17 protein-coding genes are annotated in these 18,152 nt (G+C 38.4%); 6 read left to right on the forward strand and 11 right to left on the reverse strand.

What is annotated here, in order from left to right; translation table 11 throughout:
* Nucleotides 1-3: 3 nt before the first annotated feature.
* Complete coding sequence (locus tag FTU12_RS06400) at nucleotides 4-1,587, forward strand: ATP-binding cassette domain-containing protein (protein WP_180113991.1); 1,584 nt, start codon at nucleotides 4-6, stop codon at nucleotides 1,585-1,587.
* A 491-nt stretch (nucleotides 1,588-2,078) separates the two neighbouring features.
* On the opposite strand, the gene FTU12_RS06405 is transcribed toward FTU12_RS06400, so the two are convergent.
* The 3 genes from FTU12_RS06405 to FTU12_RS06415 all read right to left on the reverse strand — a co-directional run bounded on the left by FTU12_RS06405 (nucleotide 2,079) and on the right by FTU12_RS06415 (nucleotide 5,710).
* A complete protein-coding gene (locus tag FTU12_RS06405; protein ID WP_180113992.1) occupies nucleotides 2,079-3,248 on the reverse strand; it encodes an acyl-CoA desaturase in 1,170 nt (389 codons plus the stop codon).
* A 35-nt stretch (nucleotides 3,249-3,283) separates the two neighbouring features.
* Complete coding sequence (locus tag FTU12_RS06410) at nucleotides 3,284-4,303, reverse strand: flavin reductase family protein (protein WP_180113993.1); 1,020 nt, start codon at nucleotides 4,301-4,303, stop codon at nucleotides 3,284-3,286.
* 291 nt (nucleotides 4,304-4,594) lie between these two features.
* On the reverse strand, nucleotides 4,595-5,710 hold the full coding sequence (locus FTU12_RS06415; protein ID WP_078193885.1) for an S-(hydroxymethyl)glutathione dehydrogenase/class III alcohol dehydrogenase: 1,116 nt from the start codon (nucleotides 5,708-5,710) through the stop codon (nucleotides 4,595-4,597).
* Between the two features lie 125 nt (nucleotides 5,711-5,835).
* Between FTU12_RS06415 and FTU12_RS06420 the strand changes: the two genes are divergently transcribed.
* Nucleotides 5,836-7,392: a phospholipase D family protein gene (locus FTU12_RS06420; protein ID WP_168377539.1), complete on the forward strand. Its 1,557-nt coding sequence runs from the start codon at nucleotides 5,836-5,838 to the stop codon at nucleotides 7,390-7,392.
* 92 nt (nucleotides 7,393-7,484) lie between these two features.
* Here the strand turns inward: FTU12_RS06420 and FTU12_RS06425 are convergent, their stop codons facing one another.
* The gene (locus FTU12_RS06425; RefSeq protein WP_180113994.1) at nucleotides 7,485-8,153 is read right to left on the reverse strand and encodes a class I SAM-dependent methyltransferase; all 669 of its coding nucleotides are present in this window, start codon (nucleotides 8,151-8,153) and stop codon (nucleotides 7,485-7,487) included.
* A gap of 137 nt (nucleotides 8,154-8,290) precedes the next feature.
* Between FTU12_RS06425 and FTU12_RS06430 the strand changes: the two genes are divergently transcribed.
* A complete protein-coding gene (locus FTU12_RS06430; RefSeq protein ID WP_180113995.1) occupies nucleotides 8,291-8,728 on the forward strand; it encodes a hypothetical protein in 438 nt (145 codons plus the stop codon).
* A 107-nt stretch (nucleotides 8,729-8,835) separates the two neighbouring features.
* On the opposite strand, the gene FTU12_RS06435 is transcribed toward FTU12_RS06430, so the two are convergent.
* Both FTU12_RS06435 and FTU12_RS06440 read right to left on the reverse strand, forming a co-directional pair.
* Nucleotides 8,836-9,444, reverse strand: a complete 609-nt coding sequence (locus FTU12_RS06435) for a uracil-DNA glycosylase family protein (protein WP_180113996.1) — start codon at nucleotides 9,442-9,444, stop codon at nucleotides 8,836-8,838.
* Between the two features lie 39 nt (nucleotides 9,445-9,483).
* Nucleotides 9,484-10,200, reverse strand: coding sequence for an SGNH/GDSL hydrolase family protein (locus FTU12_RS06440; protein ID WP_180113997.1), 717 nt, complete (start codon nucleotides 10,198-10,200; stop codon nucleotides 9,484-9,486).
* A 228-nt stretch (nucleotides 10,201-10,428) separates the two neighbouring features.
* On the opposite strand from FTU12_RS06440, the gene FTU12_RS06445 reads away from it, so the two are divergent.
* Complete coding sequence (locus FTU12_RS06445) at nucleotides 10,429-11,352, forward strand: enterochelin esterase domain-containing protein (protein WP_257227291.1); 924 nt, start codon at nucleotides 10,429-10,431, stop codon at nucleotides 11,350-11,352.
* A gap of 10 nt (nucleotides 11,353-11,362) precedes the next feature.
* Entirely contained in the window at nucleotides 11,363-11,794 is a 432-nt protein-coding gene (locus tag FTU12_RS16440) for an esterase family protein (RefSeq protein WP_257227292.1), read from the forward strand.
* A 64-nt stretch (nucleotides 11,795-11,858) separates the two neighbouring features.
* Here the strand turns inward: FTU12_RS16440 and FTU12_RS06450 are convergent, their stop codons facing one another.
* The 5 genes from FTU12_RS06450 to FTU12_RS06470 all read right to left on the reverse strand — a co-directional run bounded on the left by FTU12_RS06450 (nucleotide 11,859) and on the right by FTU12_RS06470 (nucleotide 17,131).
* Entirely contained in the window at nucleotides 11,859-12,905 is a 1,047-nt protein-coding gene (locus FTU12_RS06450; protein WP_180113998.1) for a fatty acid desaturase, read from the reverse strand.
* Nucleotides 12,906-13,199: 294 nt separating this feature from the next.
* Nucleotides 13,200-13,943 carry an SDR family oxidoreductase gene (locus FTU12_RS06455; protein ID WP_078193819.1) on the reverse strand — a complete coding sequence of 248 codons (744 nt, stop codon included), beginning with the start codon at nucleotides 13,941-13,943 and terminating at the stop codon, nucleotides 13,200-13,202.
* Nucleotides 13,944-13,962: 19 nt separating this feature from the next.
* The gene (locus tag FTU12_RS06460) at nucleotides 13,963-14,661 is read right to left on the reverse strand and encodes a histidine phosphatase family protein (RefSeq protein WP_180003718.1); all 699 of its coding nucleotides are present in this window, start codon (nucleotides 14,659-14,661) and stop codon (nucleotides 13,963-13,965) included.
* The gene (locus FTU12_RS06465) at nucleotides 14,658-15,779 is read right to left on the reverse strand and encodes a phosphotransferase family protein (RefSeq protein ID WP_180113999.1); all 1,122 of its coding nucleotides are present in this window, start codon (nucleotides 15,777-15,779) and stop codon (nucleotides 14,658-14,660) included. The genes FTU12_RS06460 and FTU12_RS06465 overlap by 4 nt, the downstream gene beginning before the upstream one ends.
* 110 nt (nucleotides 15,780-15,889) lie before the next feature.
* A complete protein-coding gene (locus FTU12_RS06470; protein ID WP_180114000.1) occupies nucleotides 15,890-17,131 on the reverse strand; it encodes an acyl-CoA dehydrogenase family protein in 1,242 nt (413 codons plus the stop codon).
* A gap of 93 nt (nucleotides 17,132-17,224) precedes the next feature.
* On the opposite strand from FTU12_RS06470, the gene FTU12_RS06475 reads away from it, so the two are divergent.
* Nucleotides 17,225-18,142: a LysR family transcriptional regulator gene (locus FTU12_RS06475; protein WP_168377547.1), complete on the forward strand. Its 918-nt coding sequence runs from the start codon at nucleotides 17,225-17,227 to the stop codon at nucleotides 18,140-18,142.
* Nucleotides 18,143-18,152 lie beyond the last annotated feature (10 nt).

Below are 18,152 nucleotides of genomic sequence, written 5' to 3' on the forward strand. Positions count from 1 at the left end.
TCTATGACTCAAACGGCTTGTATAATTTCCAAATTAAGCTTGGAATTTCCTTCTAAAAAACTTTTTAAAAACCTGAAATTCAACCTGAATCAACAACAGCTTTCGGCATGTATTGGTCGCAATGGTTTAGGAAAGTCCTGCATCCTTAAAATCTTACATGAACAAAATATGAAAGATCTCCCCTATGAAGGTGAAATTTCATGGAATGTACCACATGCCTATTTATCACAATTTTCTCGACTTGAGGCTGACACGATTGCTTCTGCACTCGGTGTGGAAGATTTATGTAGCGCATTTCAACGTATCGAAATAGGCAGCGCAAGTTTTGAAGACTTTGAACTGACTGAAAACCAGTGGCACCATCCTGCACTATGGCAGCAACAACTTAAGCAGGCTTCACTTCCAACAGATTTAAATTTCCCAGTCGCTCAGCTGAGTGAAGGTCAAAAAACCAAATTGGCATTGTGTGCATTATTTTTAAAACCCGACCATTATTTGCTTTTGGATGAGCCAAGTAATCATTTAGATGTATCTTCACGTTTATGGCTCATCGATCGCTTAAAAAACCATCCTGCCGGTGCATTTTTTGTCAGTCATGATCGAGAGTTGCTGCAACATGTAGAGCATATCTACGCTTTAAATGAGTTTGGAGTCACGCATGTTACTTGTAACTATGAAGAATACATTCAAAAAAATGATCTGCAAAATAAAGCCTTACAGCGTAATGCTATGCAGCATCAGCGTGAGTTAAAACAACTCAAATTACAACAACACGAAACACAAATGAAAGCACAAAAACGAGAACAACAAGGTCATGCACTACGCAAGTCAGGCTCCCAAGCTAAAGTTTTACTCGATTTTAAAAAAGAGCAAGCCGGTCAAAGCCTCGCGACAGTTCAAACGCAACAGCAGAAGCAATTGGAAGAAAAGAGAACCCAACTGCTTCAATCACAGCAACAACTTGAGCATATCAAAGAGCAGCAATTTGTTTTTCAACATCGCACTGAAAAAACAGGAGAAATCTTAAGAGTTAAAGATTTTCATAGCAAAACATCTCAGCACCTACCTTTCGACTTGGCCTTACAAGCAGGTGACAAAATTCATTTAAAAGGAAAAAATGGTATTGGTAAATCTACATTTCTAAAGTATCTGAGTCAGACCACATCACAGTCTAGCCATGAAATATTTTTGTCTGTGAATACCCTGTATTTAGACCAAAACTTGAGTGATTTATCACCTGAACTGAGTGTTTTGGACAATCTAGCAAAGTTTAATCGTGATGTTTCCTCAACGGAATGGCGTAATCAACTTGGTCAACTTAGAATCCGTGGTCAAAAAGCGGAACTGCCATTTCACTGTTTAAGTGGTGGTGAACGTTTAAAAGTGACCTTGTTAGGCTTAAATTATTTAACGCCAAATATAGAGCTTTTATTGTTAGATGAACCTGAAAATCACTTAGATATAGAATCTAGAGCGTTATTGGCTCAAGCCATTCAGCATTATACAGGTGCTGTGATCCTCGTTTCACATGATGCTTATTTTGTAGAATCTTGTGGCATTCAGAGTAGCGTCCAATTAGTTGAATAGCTCTTACTCTTTAGAAAGATCTAAAAAAGCCAAAGTAGATGAACGCTACTTTGGCGAATTTACTGCTTTAGAAATCGTTCTTATTTAACTGATATTACGCACGTAAAAGTAATTTCGCATTTTTAAAATGCTTTTTCAGTCTATTCGACGGAGTCTTACATCTAGGGTTTAGATAAAGAGATTAGCCTTCGGCTGGAGGTACTCTTACGAAACGATGTTTCTCATTAGGCAAAATGAGAAGCAAAGCTTCGCAAGGAAACCATCTTGCGGTGCAATGCACCTCACCGACTAAACTCGTTCACTAGCGTCAAATTATTCAAAGTATCGCAAAAACATTTTTGATGAGAAGTAGTCCTGTCTCAAACAGTTGCGGATGACATTACCGTGTATCGTTCTTTTATTTGAATCAAATTACGTTTCTGATGTTAATACGTAGCTTCAGCTTCTAATTTAAGATCTCTTAGGACAATATTGCTAAACAATACTGTGTTTTAACGCCCGATTTTCTTCATGATTTTTTGTTTAACATGCTGTTGAAGTGATGCTGAACGTTCCTTGATTTCGGCTCTCCAGTCATTCGGCACTGAGCATTTCGCGAGGCGAACCCAAACGCTTGCAAATTGTTTGATAAAACTGGCTTCGTTATAGTGAATACCATATTCGTCACAAAGTGCTTTAATTTTAGGTGCGGCTTCTGCATAGCGGTTTGCAGGCATATCAGGGAATAAATGGTGTTCAATTTGGTGACTCAAATTACCACTGAGTACATGCAACCATTGTGTTCCACTAAAATTACTGGAGCCACGAATTTGACGGAGATACCACTCTGCTCGAGTTTCATTTTCGGTATTGTCCATCTCGAAGTTTTCCGCATCTTCAGTAAAATGGCCATTAAAGATTACAGCGGAAGCCCATAAACTACGAATCACGTTGGCTACCGCATTTCCTGCAAATACCGGAATCGCATTGGGACCTGCAATAAGCGGGAAAAACACATAATCTTTAATCACTTGGCGCTTAATTTTCTGACGTACATCGGCCGCTTCATGCCATACATCTTTCCAAGTTTTGGTTTTATACGCAATAACATCTTCTAAATGTAAACGTTGAATGCCGACATACCACTCAAAGAAAACCATGAGTTGGGCTGCCAGTGGAATATTGAAAAGAAAACGTGGCTCCCACTTTTGCGATTCACTCACACGAATTAAACCATAGCCGACATCATGGTCCATACCGACAATATTGGTATAGGTGTGATGCACATAGTTATGGGTATATTTCCAGTCTTGGCCCGTGGCAATGGTATCCCAATCATAATTAGCACCATTTAAACTCGGGTCATTTAACCAATCAAACTGACCATGCATCACATTATGACCGAGTTCCATGTTCTCTACGATTTTAGAAATACCTAATAAACCCGTACCCATTAACCAAACCGGCGGAATATAACCTGCAAACATCAACATGCCACGAGAAGCAATCTCGCTATAACGGACAAAATTGCGAATTTTATAAATATACGCTGCATCTTTTTCACCTACACTCTGCATGATTTCACGGCGAATTTGCTCAACTTTTTCGCCAAATTCAGCAGTTTGTTCTGGAGATAAATAACGTGACTTACTATTCGGACGAATATATATCGATTGATTCATGTTGATGCCCCTGATTTGTTTTTATGCGGCTTGGGTTAGAGTTGAATACGTACAGGTGAAATTGCCTGAGAGACACATAATTTGATTTGTGTGTTATTCGCATGATCGATTTCGCCAGTAAGTAAGTTTTTCACTGAACCCTGCAATTTCGTACACGAACAAGTATTACAAATACCCATTCGACAGCCATGCGCAGGTTTTAAACCGGCTTTTTCAGCACTTTCAAGTAAGTTACCTTCTGCTAAAAAATCTTGTTGGGCTAAACTAAAAGTAACAGGTTGAGCAGGTACTGAATCATCAGCAATCATCTGAAAATATTCAGTATTTAAATATTCTGAAAGCCTTAACTCACGATACAATTGCTCAATGCTTTGCATCATTTGCGTTGCACCACAGGCATAGCAATCTCGCAGCTTAAAATCAGGAACCATGTGATTTAGCACCTCTGGTGAGATATGCAATTTGGTTTTCAGCGTATTAATCGCATGTAAATGTACATGGTTAGATTGCTTCGCTAGTTGAATCAATTCATCCAAATAAGCATCATCTCGATTGAAGTAAATCAGGTCAACCGTACGTCCAAGCTGAATGGCTTGTTTAAACAAAGCCATGATTGAGGTAATACCACTCCCTGAAGCAAGCAGTAAAATTGGGCGATCCGAATTTAGCTTTAGACCAAACACACCTTGCGGTTGGGATAATTCAACAACATCACCTGTTTTTAATTGCGTCAGGCAGTTGGACACTTTGCCTTGTTGTTTGACGGCAATCACCACATGACCTGATGTATTGATTTCGACGATGCTATAGCTACGTTGATGACGTACACCATCTTTGACAACTGTCACCAGAACACATTGGCCTGGTCGATAGTTTGCTGCTTTAAAATTTTGATTCGCTAAAAAACTCAGTTCATAAAACCCGATCCCCACACAACGTGATTTGACTAATTGTGCTTTTACACGTTTGTAGGCCCAAATTGCATCAAATTTTTCTGTAATAAAATCAATAAAATCTTCCCGAATCCACTCAGGCTTGTAACTTGTAGTTGTCATTTTTTGCCTCGGATAATGCATTAATATACATTTGTTTTTTAAATTATGCTTACATTAAGTTTAGTGCTAATTCCCCACCATGTGAATTCGGGACAAAATCTATCATTTGGCATTTTTTATCATTTTATGTCTAACAATCTGTCACTTTTTGCAAATCCAAATTTGAAGTTCTGATTTGTCGTAACAACACAAATAAAAAAAACTAGGCCAAAGCCTAGTTTTTAAAACAGTGAAAATTAACGCATTAATATTTAATGATTAGTAGATAAATCAATAATATTTAAATCAATATTAGTCTTCAAAATGTACAACAGAGCGAATTGATTTACCTTCATGCATTAAATCAAAGGCTTCATTGATTTTATCCAGCCCCATAGTATGGGTCACGAATGGTTCAAGTTTGATCTCACCTGACATGGCCTCTTCTACCATACCCGGTAATTGTGAACGACCTTTAACACCACCGAAAGCAGTGCCTTTCCAAGTACGACCAGTAACCAATTGGAATGGGCGCGTTGAAATTTCTTGACCTGCACCAGCTACACCAATAATCACAGATTGGCCCCAACCACGGTGAGCACATTCCAAAGCAGAGCGCATCACATTGGTATTGCCAATACATTCAAATGAATGGTCGACGCCCCAGCCGGTCATTTCTACAATCACTTCTTGAACTGGACGATCATAATCTTTTGGATTAACAAAATCTGTAGCGCCAAATTCTTCAGCCAGTTTGAATTTGTCAGGATTGGTATCTACCGCAATGATACGACCTGCTTTGGCTTTTTTAGCACCTTGTACCACAGCCAAACCAATACCACCTAAACCAAAGACTGCAACTGAATCACCTTCCTGAACTTTAGCGGTATTTTTAACTGCACCTAAACCTGTTGTTACGCCGCACCCCAACAAACACACATGCTCATGGTTCGCTTCAGGGTTAATTTTTGCCAAAGACACTTCTGCAACCACAGTATATTCAGAGAATGTTGAACAGCCCATATAGTGATAAATCGGCTGACCATTATAAGAAAAACGTGTTGTGCCATCAGGCATTAAACCTTTCCCTTGTGTTGCTCGTACAGATACACAAAGATTTGTTTTACCCGATTTACAGAATAAACATTCACCACATTCTGCGGTATAAAGCGGAATAACATGATCACCTGGTTGCACTGAAGTCACACCTTCACCGACTTCAACCACAACACCTGCACCTTCATGCCCTAAAATAGCTGGAAATACGCCTTCAGGATCATCACCTGATAATGTAAATGCATCTGTATGACACACACCTGTATGGCTAATTTTGACTAAAACCTCACCTGCTTTAGGTGGTGCCACATCAATTTCAACAATTTCTAAAGGCTGACCCGGTCCAAAAGCAACGGCTGCACGTGATTTCATGTCTAAAAACATCCTGTATGGCTTATATTAACAGATGAGTTACAGTAACCTCTTTTTAAGCCTAAATACAACCTTAAAACATGATGTTATGATGAATTTTTCAAGGAATGATTAATGCTATTCGAATGATACAATTACGTGAAATAAGTTGTACTGTCGGTTTAACTGTTTCGATCAGCCTATTAACTGGATGCAGCTTACCTAGCAATCAGTCAAAAAAAGATGTCCCTATACAATCACATGCAGAAAAATGGATTACGTCTGCTACGGATTTTGAAAAATTAAAACAAAAACAAACGGCTTATTTAGCCTTAGATGATGCTTTCTTAAGCATTGCTTCTCGCCTACATTTAATTCGAAATGCAAAATACACCATCGATTTGCAATATTACATTTGGGGAAATGATGCTATTGGGCATCTGATGTTTCGAGAATTACTGCATGCCGCTGACCGTGGGGTAAAAGTAAGGCTATTAATTGATGATCAAAACGGGACGAAACTCGATCCGACCTTACAATCCCTTTCAGCTCATCCCAATATTTCAATCAAACTGTTTAATCCCTATAAATTCAGAAATTTACGTGTCATTGATTATGCATTTCGCTTAAAGCACATTAACCATCGTATGCATAATAAATTAATTATTGCCGATGGTTTTATGGGCGTAACTGGCGGTCGTAACATCAGTAATGAATATTTTGATGCCAGTGAAAGTTTTCAATTTACAGATTTGGACATCCTTTTCTATGGCGAAGCCATACAACAAGCCAATCAGGTGTTTTTGAACTTTTGGAATGATGATTTGAGTTATTCTGTCCAGCAATGGATTGGTGCAGGTACAAAAGAAGAATTAAATCAATTAAGACAAACATACCAAGAAAATTCTACAACGTTAACTAAAGATCAGCAGCGCATTAACTATGCACAGCAACAACTGGCGGCTCAGCTTAAACTAATACCGGTGAATTGGGCCGAAGCACATTTCATTGCGGATAGTCCGAATAAAATACGTGGTGAAGCCAAAGAACAAGAATTGATTTATAACCAATTTTCGACCTTGATGGGACAGCCCAAAGAACGCATGGAATTGGTTTCAGCTTATTTTGTTCCCACACAACAAGGGACTGACTTTCTGACAGGCCTTGCAGGTAAAAATGTAGAAGTCCGCGTCTTAACCAACTCATTTTTAGCCAATGACGTCGCTGTCGTTCATGCGTTTTATCAAAAATATCGCAAAGACTTACTCGAAAATGGCGTGAAATTATATGAATTTAAACCCTATATAGAACGCTCTAAACGCACATGGTATGAAGTCATGACTGGAAATATCATCCCTGCGAAAGGCAAAAATGCCTCTAGTTTGCATGCAAAATTTTTCGATATTGACGGTATGGTGTTTATTGGATCGTTTAACTTTGATCCACGTTCCGCAAATTTAAATTCGGAAGTTGGTCTAGTCGTTAAATCTGATCGATTACAAAACGATATTTCTGCCGCATTAAACCAATACTTACCGCAAATTGCATATGAGCTAAAACTGGATAAAAACGGCGAAATCATTTGGTTAGAGCATCAAAAAAATGGAAAAATCAAAACCTATATTCATGAACCAGAAACAACTCGATTCCAAAGATTTAGCATAAAAGCAGTGTCATACCTCCCGATTGAATGGATGATGTAATGACAATGCACTGCTAAATGATTAAATTTTCCTCATCGAGGCTATTTATTGAAATAATCTGAAAAGTTCGATCAAGTCGAAGATGTTCTTGGTCAGTCTCGTTTATATGAGTGCTGGCTTTTGAAAATAACCAAACCATTGATTTCGCCAAGACATTCCACTTGGCCATAATTGGCTGCTTTAAGCGCTGCTAAATGTTCCTCAACTGACTTATACAACTCATGATTTTGCTGAGCATGTGCTGCATATAAATGATCACATACAAAATACACGCCTTGTGTATTTAACAACGTTTTTACAGTCCGATGAAACTCTGCTGCATACGCCTTATGTCTCAATTCATGTAAGGCCTGATGAATAATAATCACATCAAAGGTACTTTTTTCATTGAAGTGAAGAGATTTTTCCCAATCCGATTGTTTGAAATCCCCTGTTATAAAATTGCATTTTAAGCGTTGCGCTACACTTAGTTTTCCTTTTGCCAAGTCATGCATAGCTTCGGAAAAATCAAATGCTGTGTAGTGAATATTTGGACAATGATTAATTAAAAATTCAGCCAAATAACCTGGACCTGAACCCAGTTCAAGTACACGGGCATTCGGGTTGAAAGCCCAAATAGAGTCAACATACATTTGAAAGATGTCATAACGCCACGGTCGTTTAAGATTCACTTCAGCGGCCCATTGTTTAGCTTCGATTGTATCTTTTAAGTCTATAGGGCTGGGCACATCGGTTATGTGTTTATTATTTTCACAATTCATTTTCTTAGACTTAATTTAGATAGATTGAATGCTATTTATACATAAAATATCTCAATAAAAGCAAAGGTTTTACTCACACTTGATGATGCTTTAACATCCACCTCTTATTTTGTTTTATCTCCTCCTAAAGTTTTCTAATGCAATTTTTTGATTTAAGCCGCCAATTTAATTTAAGTGATATTTTAACGCCTTTTACGACACTTCCTGAACTTGGTCATCAAGAATGGTTTTTGTCGAAAGTTCGGGTTGAGCATGACTGCTTATCTGACAATGACATGATTGAAGGGCAAGCTGTGCTTAAATCTAATCACAATATCCAAATTGAGTTGGAATGGTTAATCCAAGATACAGGTCATGAATTACAGCTTTTATTTAAAGGCATTGAAACTGCAGCTAGCGAAGAAACTTTGGTGATCGTGAAAGGCGCACAAATTTTAGATGATGCAAACAAAAAAGTTTCATCTCAGACACTGAGTTTATGGATCGATGGTACTTTACTACCTATGCTGCCGAATATTCGCAAAGAAATTAAAGCGCGTTTAAACCTTTGGGATTATGTTGAATATGATGGCTAAGGAGTTGATGTTTATCCATTATTAAGATGCCACGTTTTAATCATTGAATGTTTGCCTGTTTAAATAAGAAATTTTATTCAAGGCATTTCATAAATCCGAAAACTTACTTAAAGGAAGCCTATATCTTTAAATAAGCTTTGGTAGGCTTCGGCTTTTTTTTCCAGTGCCAGTGGATAAGCCCTAGATGATGATGGCATGCGGTATAAAGTCAAATCTCTGCCTGCAAATTCGGTACGAACAGCATGCCCAATGTGTGGTTTTTCCGTATTTTCTGGCATCGAGAGCATCAAAGTATCAGTCGCCTTGTCTCCCGTCGTCATAATACTGTGGCAATTCGGCATCTGCGTAAGAAGCTTCGCAATATCGGTTTGCTGATGGATCTGTAAAAACTTGTCTGACGCATTGCCTTTCAAACGAATCACTTGATAGGCCGTATCAAAAATGCCTATGCCTATTTCATTTAAAAAATCTCGAATGAGCTGTTCTTTAAAAGTTTTGCTCTCTAGATTGAGAAAATGATTTTTATCCTGAAAAAAACATAGGCCAAAGATTTTCCACATGTCATTTTGAAAATTTGGATAATAAAAATCCATTTTCCAGCGTATTTTAGGTGGCGGAAAACTCCCTAGCATCAAGAGTTTCCCATTTGATGGCAAAAATGGCGCTAAAGGATGCGTTTCGATTTGCGGATTCGCGTCGGAAATATCTTTGCTCATGTAGATTTAACTTCGCCCAGTGGTTGAATCATAAAATGTCTATGAAAATTGTTCAGTGATTTGTTTTGCTATTTTTTCAGCCCATAACTGATAAATTTCTTTGCTCGGGTGAAAGCCGTCTTTTGCCATTTGTAAATTTTTTTCACGATATTCTTGTAAATCGTATTCAATTAGCCTCGTATTAGGCTTTGTTTTAATAAAATTTTTTAACAGCGCATTCATCTTCTGAGAATATTGTCCAAACAGCCATGACAATGGAAACGGTAAAGCTGGAAACTCATCCATTGGTGGCACACCTGAAATGATCAATAGCTGTGGTTGAAACTTTTCCTCGACAGCTTGATATAAGCGCTGCTGGAGCTTCAACCACTGGTCTGGTTGTTTTAATGCTGTGACATCATTGACACCAACAGAGCTGATCACGACATCAAAGTTCTGCGTTGTGACATTATCCAAAGCATTGATGATTTGCTGGCTGTTACGCCCCGTTGTGGCTTCAAGGCAAAAGTGAACTTGATAATCAGGCGATAAAATTTTAAGCAATTGTCCCAATAGCGCATCTGACTGATGCTCGACGCCGACACCTGCTGCTGCTGAATCACCTAGTATTAATAGCGATAATGGTCGATTACCCTGACCACTCATCCCACAACGTTCTCCCATCGCTTCTGCTAAACGTGGGGTATTTTTTTTCACACGGTAACCTTGGATCAGTAACGCAGGTAACAGCAGCAGTGTTGATACTTTGAGTAGCATAATATTTGGGTAATGATTTAAAGCTTATCGTCTTCATTATTTTAATTAGTTTAAAAAACAAAGCATTGACTCTATTGTTATTTTTCTACATTTTCTTTTTTTAAAAGCACCATTCTGCGGCATATTGCTAGTTTTTTATATTAATAATGATTATCATTTATCTGATTTCATTCTACCTATTTTATTATTTCAATGAAAAAACTTTCCCTACTTTTTTTGGCTTGTTCTATGAGCTTTGCTATTTCTTCTGCTTTTGCCCAAACTCAAAACTTACCCGCTTTAACCGATACAACAGAAAAAAAACATTTCCCTTATGCTGCTGCATGTGAAGATGTCAAAGCGCAAAGCCAAATATTATTAAACCTACAACATCAGTTAAATCAAAATCCAAAACAACATGCTCAAATTCTTAAAGATTTTTGGAAGCGTGTAGAGCTTATAGGTACACCAATCATTGAAAACTATGATGAAAAACATGACCGTATAATTTTTTTATGGAAAGGTGCGCAGCATAATGTACGCCTTATTGGTGGCCCGAGTAATGACCATGAATGGTTAACACGCCTACCAAATACCGATATTTGGTTTAAAGAATCGATTATTGATCATCGTTATATTGGCAGTTATAGCTTTGCTGTCGACTTACCGAACTTAGAAGGTTATCTGTCAAATTATTGTCCGCATCTGAATCCTAAACTTAAAGAATCAAGAACGCAGCGTCGTGCTGTGATACAAGTACAACGCATCGATCCTTTCAACAAAAACACTTATCTCGCAAGTGATGACACATCAGGCTTGCGTAATGAAAATTTTGTGGCCCTTAAAGATGCCCCGCCTTTTATTGATCCAAAACAATATCTAAATGTTAAACAGCCCAAATTACAAGAGTTTGCTCTAGATAGCAAAATTTTGAATAACTCACGTAAAATCCAAATTTACCAATCTAAAACCAAGAAAAACCAGAGCTATATCACCGCTATATTTTTTGATGGTCAGCAATATAATGAATTACTGAATGTTCCAAAGGCATTAGACATTTTAGTTGAGCAAGGTCAGTTACCGCCAATTCAAGCCATTTTTGTTTCTCCACCGAACGATCAGGAACGACCGAAAGAATTAACACCCAATGCAAAATTTTCAGCTTTTTTTTAGTGATGAACTGATGCCTTGGATTCAAAAAAATGCACCTGCAAAAGTCGATTCGAAGAAAACGGTACTACTTGGGTCAAGTCTTGGCGGATTAAGTTCAGCTTATTTAGCCTTAGAAAATCCAAATCAAATTAGTCATGTCGTACCGTTATCTGGCTCATTTTGGTGGCAAAATGCGCCGACAGACCTCCCCAATGGCATGAGTAAAATCATTCGTGATAAAACCTCGCAACCTAAACAGCATTGGTTTATTACTGCCAATAGTTATGAAAGCTCACGCAATAATAATGAACTGAGTATTTTAGAGACTTCGCCTATTGTTGCAGCCGACTTAAAAAGCAAAGGTCATGATGTACATTACCAATCGTATATCGGCGGACATTCCTACGCGGTTTGGCAAGTTGCTTTACAAGATGCGCTCAAACATTTTTTTGTACACAAGTAGTTTATAAACGTTTAGATCATAAAAAAGCCCTCAATTGAGGGCTTTTTTTGAAGATGGTACTGGTTTAATTCCAACGGTTAATGCGTTTAAAGGTTCCAAAATCATTGAAACGTACACCAACCTCACGCATGACTTGGTGTGCAGTTTTTGCAGTTAAGTGACGAATATAAAACGGCTCTTTGACCACAAAATGGTGAATGGCATGGGTCGAACCGAAGTTAAAGCAAAATAATTGCATTGGGAACAACCACCAAGGATTTAACACCTGAGTTTGTTTAATGACATCGCGTGGGTCAATATCACCATAATAATGCATATTTGAGCTGATAAATTGTAAGCAGAAAGAGCGTATAAAGTTCGGAATAATCCAAACTACAGCTAGAAAATTAATCGTTGGAATTAATTTCACTAAATTGACTGACCAACTAATACTTTGTCCTAACATTGGAGCAATACCATTCACCACATGATAAATGACAAATACATACCAAATGCCGTAATAAACAAAACTTAAAGGAAAAAATCCAGTCAATTGAGAGAACAATGCCGTTTTACGTTCTTTTTCAGGTTGTTTTTCAATGAATTGTCCTATCATTTTAAACATTTGAAATGGGCGCAAATACACCGTCATCAATTGATCGCTAATGACCAATATTCGACGTAATCCCCACGGCATGCCATTACTGATGCCCCGTTCTTCCAAGTCGTATTCTGAACCTGAATACTTATGGTGGTTGAGGTGCAAACGACGACGTGCCCAAGGACTAATAGTATTCGGACGTGCTAACCAAACCAAGGCTAACATGAGATGGTGAGCCCATGGCGTCTTTTTAAAATACATATAATGAATCAAGTCATGTTCTAATTCATGTGTCAGTGACGCAAACATCGCCACCAAAATCACACAAGCCCATGCCGGTAAAATGCCAACGGCAAACGCCCAAGCTGAACCCAACATTCCCAGTAGCGCAAAAATAAGGATGGCTGCGCCTATAAAGTTTTGATGTTTTAAAATGGGATACTGCTGACGTAAGTCTTCACCAGCTTTCGTTACGACAGTTCTGACTTTGTTAATTCGCTGTTGATCTGTCATATCGGAAGACATAGACATAGTACAAACCTAAAAATTAATGAACAGTTGTACATTAAAGCAAAATAAAAAAAAGGAAATCGCTATTTTGAGAACAAATCATCGTCTGTTCAAATATTCAACATTTTATTTATTTTCAATATCTTATTTATAAATAATCTGAGTATTTACTCCAATTTTTCTTTGCAAAATCGGCTGCTTTTTATGTCTTTTCATCACAGGTTTTATGTATTCCTTTTTAACCTACAGAGGATGACGAATATCATTTGAGAATAATAAAGCCCCAAAATTGGAGCTTTATTATTGCATAAAGGTTTAACCCAATTTATTCACGATCTTCAATGGCAATACTTTCATCGCAAGACCTAAAGGCAACCAAGGCCATTGTGGTACATAAGCTTTAACTGGTGCTTTCTCAATGGCTTTTGCTAAAAGATGTGAACCAGTTTTTTCATCGACTTCAAATGGCAGTTTTTTCGCACCTTCATTGATCTCCGTACGAATATAACCAGGGAAAATAGTCGTCACTTTAATTGGGGTATCAATCAGCTCTGCACGAATACCTTCAGCTAGAGCAGCAACACCTGCTTTACTTGCACCATAAGCCGTTAAATGTTTAGGCATACCACGCATAGCACTCATCGACGAAATCACCACCAAATGCCCTGCATTTTGGCTACGGAAAATTTCAACCGCAGCTTCGCATTGCGCCAAAGCAGAGATAAAGTTAGTTTCAACTGTGGCGCGGTTAATTTCAAAATTACCTTTACCAATACGACGGCCTTCACCAACACCTGCGTTGACAATAACACGGTCAATACTGCCAAAATCTGCTTTAAAGGCACGGAACACTTCAAACACTTGATCGTAATTTGTGACATCGAGGGTTTTCGCAATCACTTTGATGCCATATTGGCTTTCCAGTTCATTTTTTAGCGTTTCTAGACGCTCTAAACGACGTGCACAAATGGCTAAGTTGTAGCCTTTTTGTGCAAACTCGCGTGCCATTCCTGCACCAATCCCTGAGCTTGCACCTGTAATTAAAATTGTTTTAGCCATGATAATTCCTTTGTTTATCTTAGATCCAAGTCAATAAATTTGGATCAACTGCTTTTATAAAATGATGTTCATTTAAACTGAGTAATTGCGGTTCATTTCCAACCAAACGTAGTGTTGTCATACTGGTATTGGCAATGGCCCAATTAAGTGCAAATGTTTTTTCAGGACTGAGTCCTAAAATTTTACCTACGGCAACCGAGATCACTCCACCTGAACTAAACACAACAGCATAGCGTGGTTTGGTTTCAGCCAGTTGATTGCATAACTTTTCTAGCGCTGTTTCGACTCGACTTTTAAAATGTGGCCAAGATTCATCATATTCATGATGAAATTCTCCGCCTGTCCAACGTTCAATGGCACCTTCAAAAATTTTGGATAAATAAGCACGCGGGTTTTCATGCTTAGATACATCTTCTTTTAATAAATGCGGCTGGTTAAATCGAGGTTCATACTGAGCAAAAACTTGCTGATGATTAAATTCATTCCATGCGTTATCTGTATCAACTTGTGCTTCTGGAAAGCATTCAGCCAATGCAAGATTGGCTGTTTGTTGATGACGTTGCATGGAGCCCGCAACCACATAAGGACTTTCTTTTAAAATACGGTCGAAATACTGTCCCAGCACCTTAGCCTGTAGCTCACCATTGGGAGAAAGCTTGTCATAGCTTTCTGCACCAAAAGAAGCCTGACCGTGCCGAATTAAATATATCGTGGTCATTTCCCTAAAATATCCTTCATTTTTTCAATATATTTTTGTGCCACATCATTGGCTTCAAGTTTTTGCAAACCGATAAGTTTTAAGGCACGAATATGTAAAGCATGGATCACAATCCAAAAATCTTTGAATGCCGGATTATTGGTTTGTTTGTGGTAAAAGCGGTAATAAATTTGCTGTGCGATCACGGCTAAACGGAAAATGCCGAACACTTCATAAAATGTCCAGTTGTCTGTTTGTAGACCAGTTTTTTCTAAGTAATATTCAACGACTTCTTTACGACTAAACATACCTTTCAAGTTAGTCGGCTGGCGTCGAGTCGCTTTAAAAATTGCGTTATCGCCACTTTCAACCCAATACGCTAAAGCTGAACCTAAGTCCATCAGTGGATCGCCAAGCGTTGCCATTTCCCAATCCAATACGCCAATCACTTGGGTAGGATCATTTGGATCTAAAATGACGTTGTCAAAACGCCAATCGTTATGAATTACACAGGTTTTAGAGTCAGCAGGAATATTGTCTTTGAGCCAATTACGGACATATTTAAAAGAAGGAACATTTAAGGTTTTGGCTTTTTCATAGCGTGCGTCCCAACCTTCCACTTGACGACGACAGTAGCCGTCGCCCTTGCCTATTTTTTCTAAAGCTGTGCCTTCATATGGCACTTGATGCAGTTCAATTAATTTGTTGATGACGTTGGTACATAACGCTCGAACTTGAGTTTCATCAAAATTAATTTCTTTGGGTAAGTTTGCACGTGGAATGATGCCTTCTACGCGCTTCATTACGTAGAAATCACAGCCAATCACTGATTCGTCCTGACAAAGTGCCACCATTTCAGGGAGCACAGGATAAAATTCAGATAATGCCTTCTGTACATTATATTCACGTGCCATATCATGTGCAGACTTGGCTTTGGTGCCTTTCGGTGGACGACGTAAGATTAAATCAGCATTGTCGTATTTTAAGCGATAAGTCCAATTTGATGCACCACCTGAATATTGAGTGACTTCTACAGGCCCTTCTATTTCAACGCCATGTTCAATCAACCAATTGCCTACAGCACGGACATCCAGTTCTTCACCCTCACGAACTGAACCGCCTACATCGATCACTGACATGCTTTTCTTCCTAAACTTGAATCTATCATGATGATAAAAATATAATTTTCTATAGTTTTATAGCATGGACAACTCGGGGTTGCCATGCCAAATATGTGACTACAACTTGTTTATTTTTTACGGCGGCTGGTATAACCGCGCTTTGCCAATTCTAATTTAGCAATCATACCTTTATGCACTTCATCAGGGCCATCAGCTAGACGCAGTGAACGTGCTTGCGCAAAGAAACCTGTGAGCGGTGTATCTCGAGAAACTCCAGCACCACCGTGAATTTGAATCGCCATATCGACAACTTTTTCTAAGACACTCGGCGCAACTACTTTAATTGCAGAAATCTCGGTTAATGCAGCCATATTCCCTAGAGTATCCATTTTATATGCTGCATAAAGGGTCAGTAAACGTGCCTGATCAATCGCAACACGTGCTTCTGCTACGCGTTCTAAATTGCCACCGAGTTTTAAAATTTCTTTACCAAAAGCAGTACGGCTCATACCGCGGTCAATCATCAGTTCTAGCGATTTTTCAGCAGCACCAATACAACGCATACAATGATGAATACGGCCTGGGCCTAAACGACCTTGTGCAATTTCAAAACCTTGACCAGCGCCGCCAATAAAGTTTGCAACAGGAACACGGACATTTGTGAAGCTAATTTCTCCATGTCCATGTGGTGCATCATAATCACCAAAGACTGGAAGCATACGTTCGATTTTCACTCCAGCAGTTTCAACTGGTACTAAAACCATTGAATGCTGATGGTGACGATCTTTACTTTCATCTGGTGTATGTGCCATAAAAATAATAATTTTGGCATTTGGATCACCTAAACCTGAAGACCACCATTTACGTCCATTCAACACAATTTCGTCGCCTTCAACGACAGCTGTAGCTTCCATATTGGTGGCATCACTTGAAGCAACAGCAGGTTCTGTCATACAAAACACCGAACGGATTTTGCCGTCTAGTAATGGTGTTAACCACTGCTGCTTTTGTTGTTCCGTGCCATAGCGCCAAATCACTTCCATATTGCCGCTGTCTGGTGCATTGCAATTGAATACCGTGGGTGCAAGTAAACTACGGCCTGAAAGTTCTGCGATGTGTGCATATTCTTGTACAGATAAGCCTTGCCCAAGTTCAGGACAAGGTAAGAACATATTCCATAAGCCTGCAGCTTTGGCTTTATCCTTTAAAACCTCTAACTGTGCTGGCCATTGCCATTTGGTCCAATCACCACCTTGGTTCAACTCATGAACTTCTGCCCAAAACTCAGTTTCTACAGGCTCAATTTCATCTTTAATAAATTTTTTTGTTCTTTCAATATAATCTTGTGCACGTGCTGAAAGTTCAAACATGACAACATCCTTTAAATATTATGTTCTTTACGCTTTACAACACCATAACCTGAAATCTAATATGAACAAAATGATTTAATTCAATAGATGAACATGAATAGTATTCATAAAAACACCGTCATTGATATGGGTGTTTTCCACCGTATGGATATCAATTTATATCCACTGTATATCGCAGTTTATGAACAAAAAAGCATTTCAAAAGCAGCACAAATTTTGTGTATTACTCAGTCTGCAGCGAGTCATGCACTTCAACGTTTAAGACAACATTTACAAGATGACTTATTTGTACGTGCTGGGGCAAAAATGCTCCCGACTCCATTTGCTGAACAGATTTATCCCGTAATTAAAAATGCGCTTATTGCGATTCAAAGTATTTCTATCCAAAAACAACAATTTACTCCTTCAATGGTACAGAGCTTAAAAATTGCCGTACATGATGAAATTGAACCGATTATTTTTCCTAAGTTAGTTGAACACTTTCAACAGCAACAGTTTCAGATCCAATTTTCCAGTATTAAATTAGACCGCAAAACCATTGTGGCTGACCTTGCTGCACAGCAAATCGATTTTGCGATTGATCTTGAGCAAAACTTTGGTGAAAAAATAAATTTTCAAACTTTAGTTGAAGACCAATTCGTGGTTTGTAGTCAACATTCCAAGATGGATGAATCTATTTATCTTTCTGCTCCTCACATTGGGGTTTCTTCCCGACGTGCAGGTGTATTAGTTGAAGATATTTATTTAAATCGTAAAAAACACTCTAGAGAGATTTTTTTACGCTGTCAGCATTACTCTACTGCGCTACAAATTTTGGCACAGCAACCCAAGGCGATATTGACGATTCCGCAAAATATTTTGACGCATTTACAGGTTGCTCCCGAACTGAATATTTTTGATGTACCTGTAGACTTGCCGAAAATTAAATTAGGGATGTATTGGCATAATGATTTGGAATTAAATTCACGGCATGTTTTTTTGCGAAGCGAAATTTCTAAAATATTTGCTTAGGCTATTTTCA

The sequence above is a fragment of the Acinetobacter sp. YH12063 genome, assembly GCF_013419715.1.
GTDB lineage: Bacteria > Pseudomonadota > Gammaproteobacteria > Pseudomonadales > Moraxellaceae > Acinetobacter > Acinetobacter amyesii.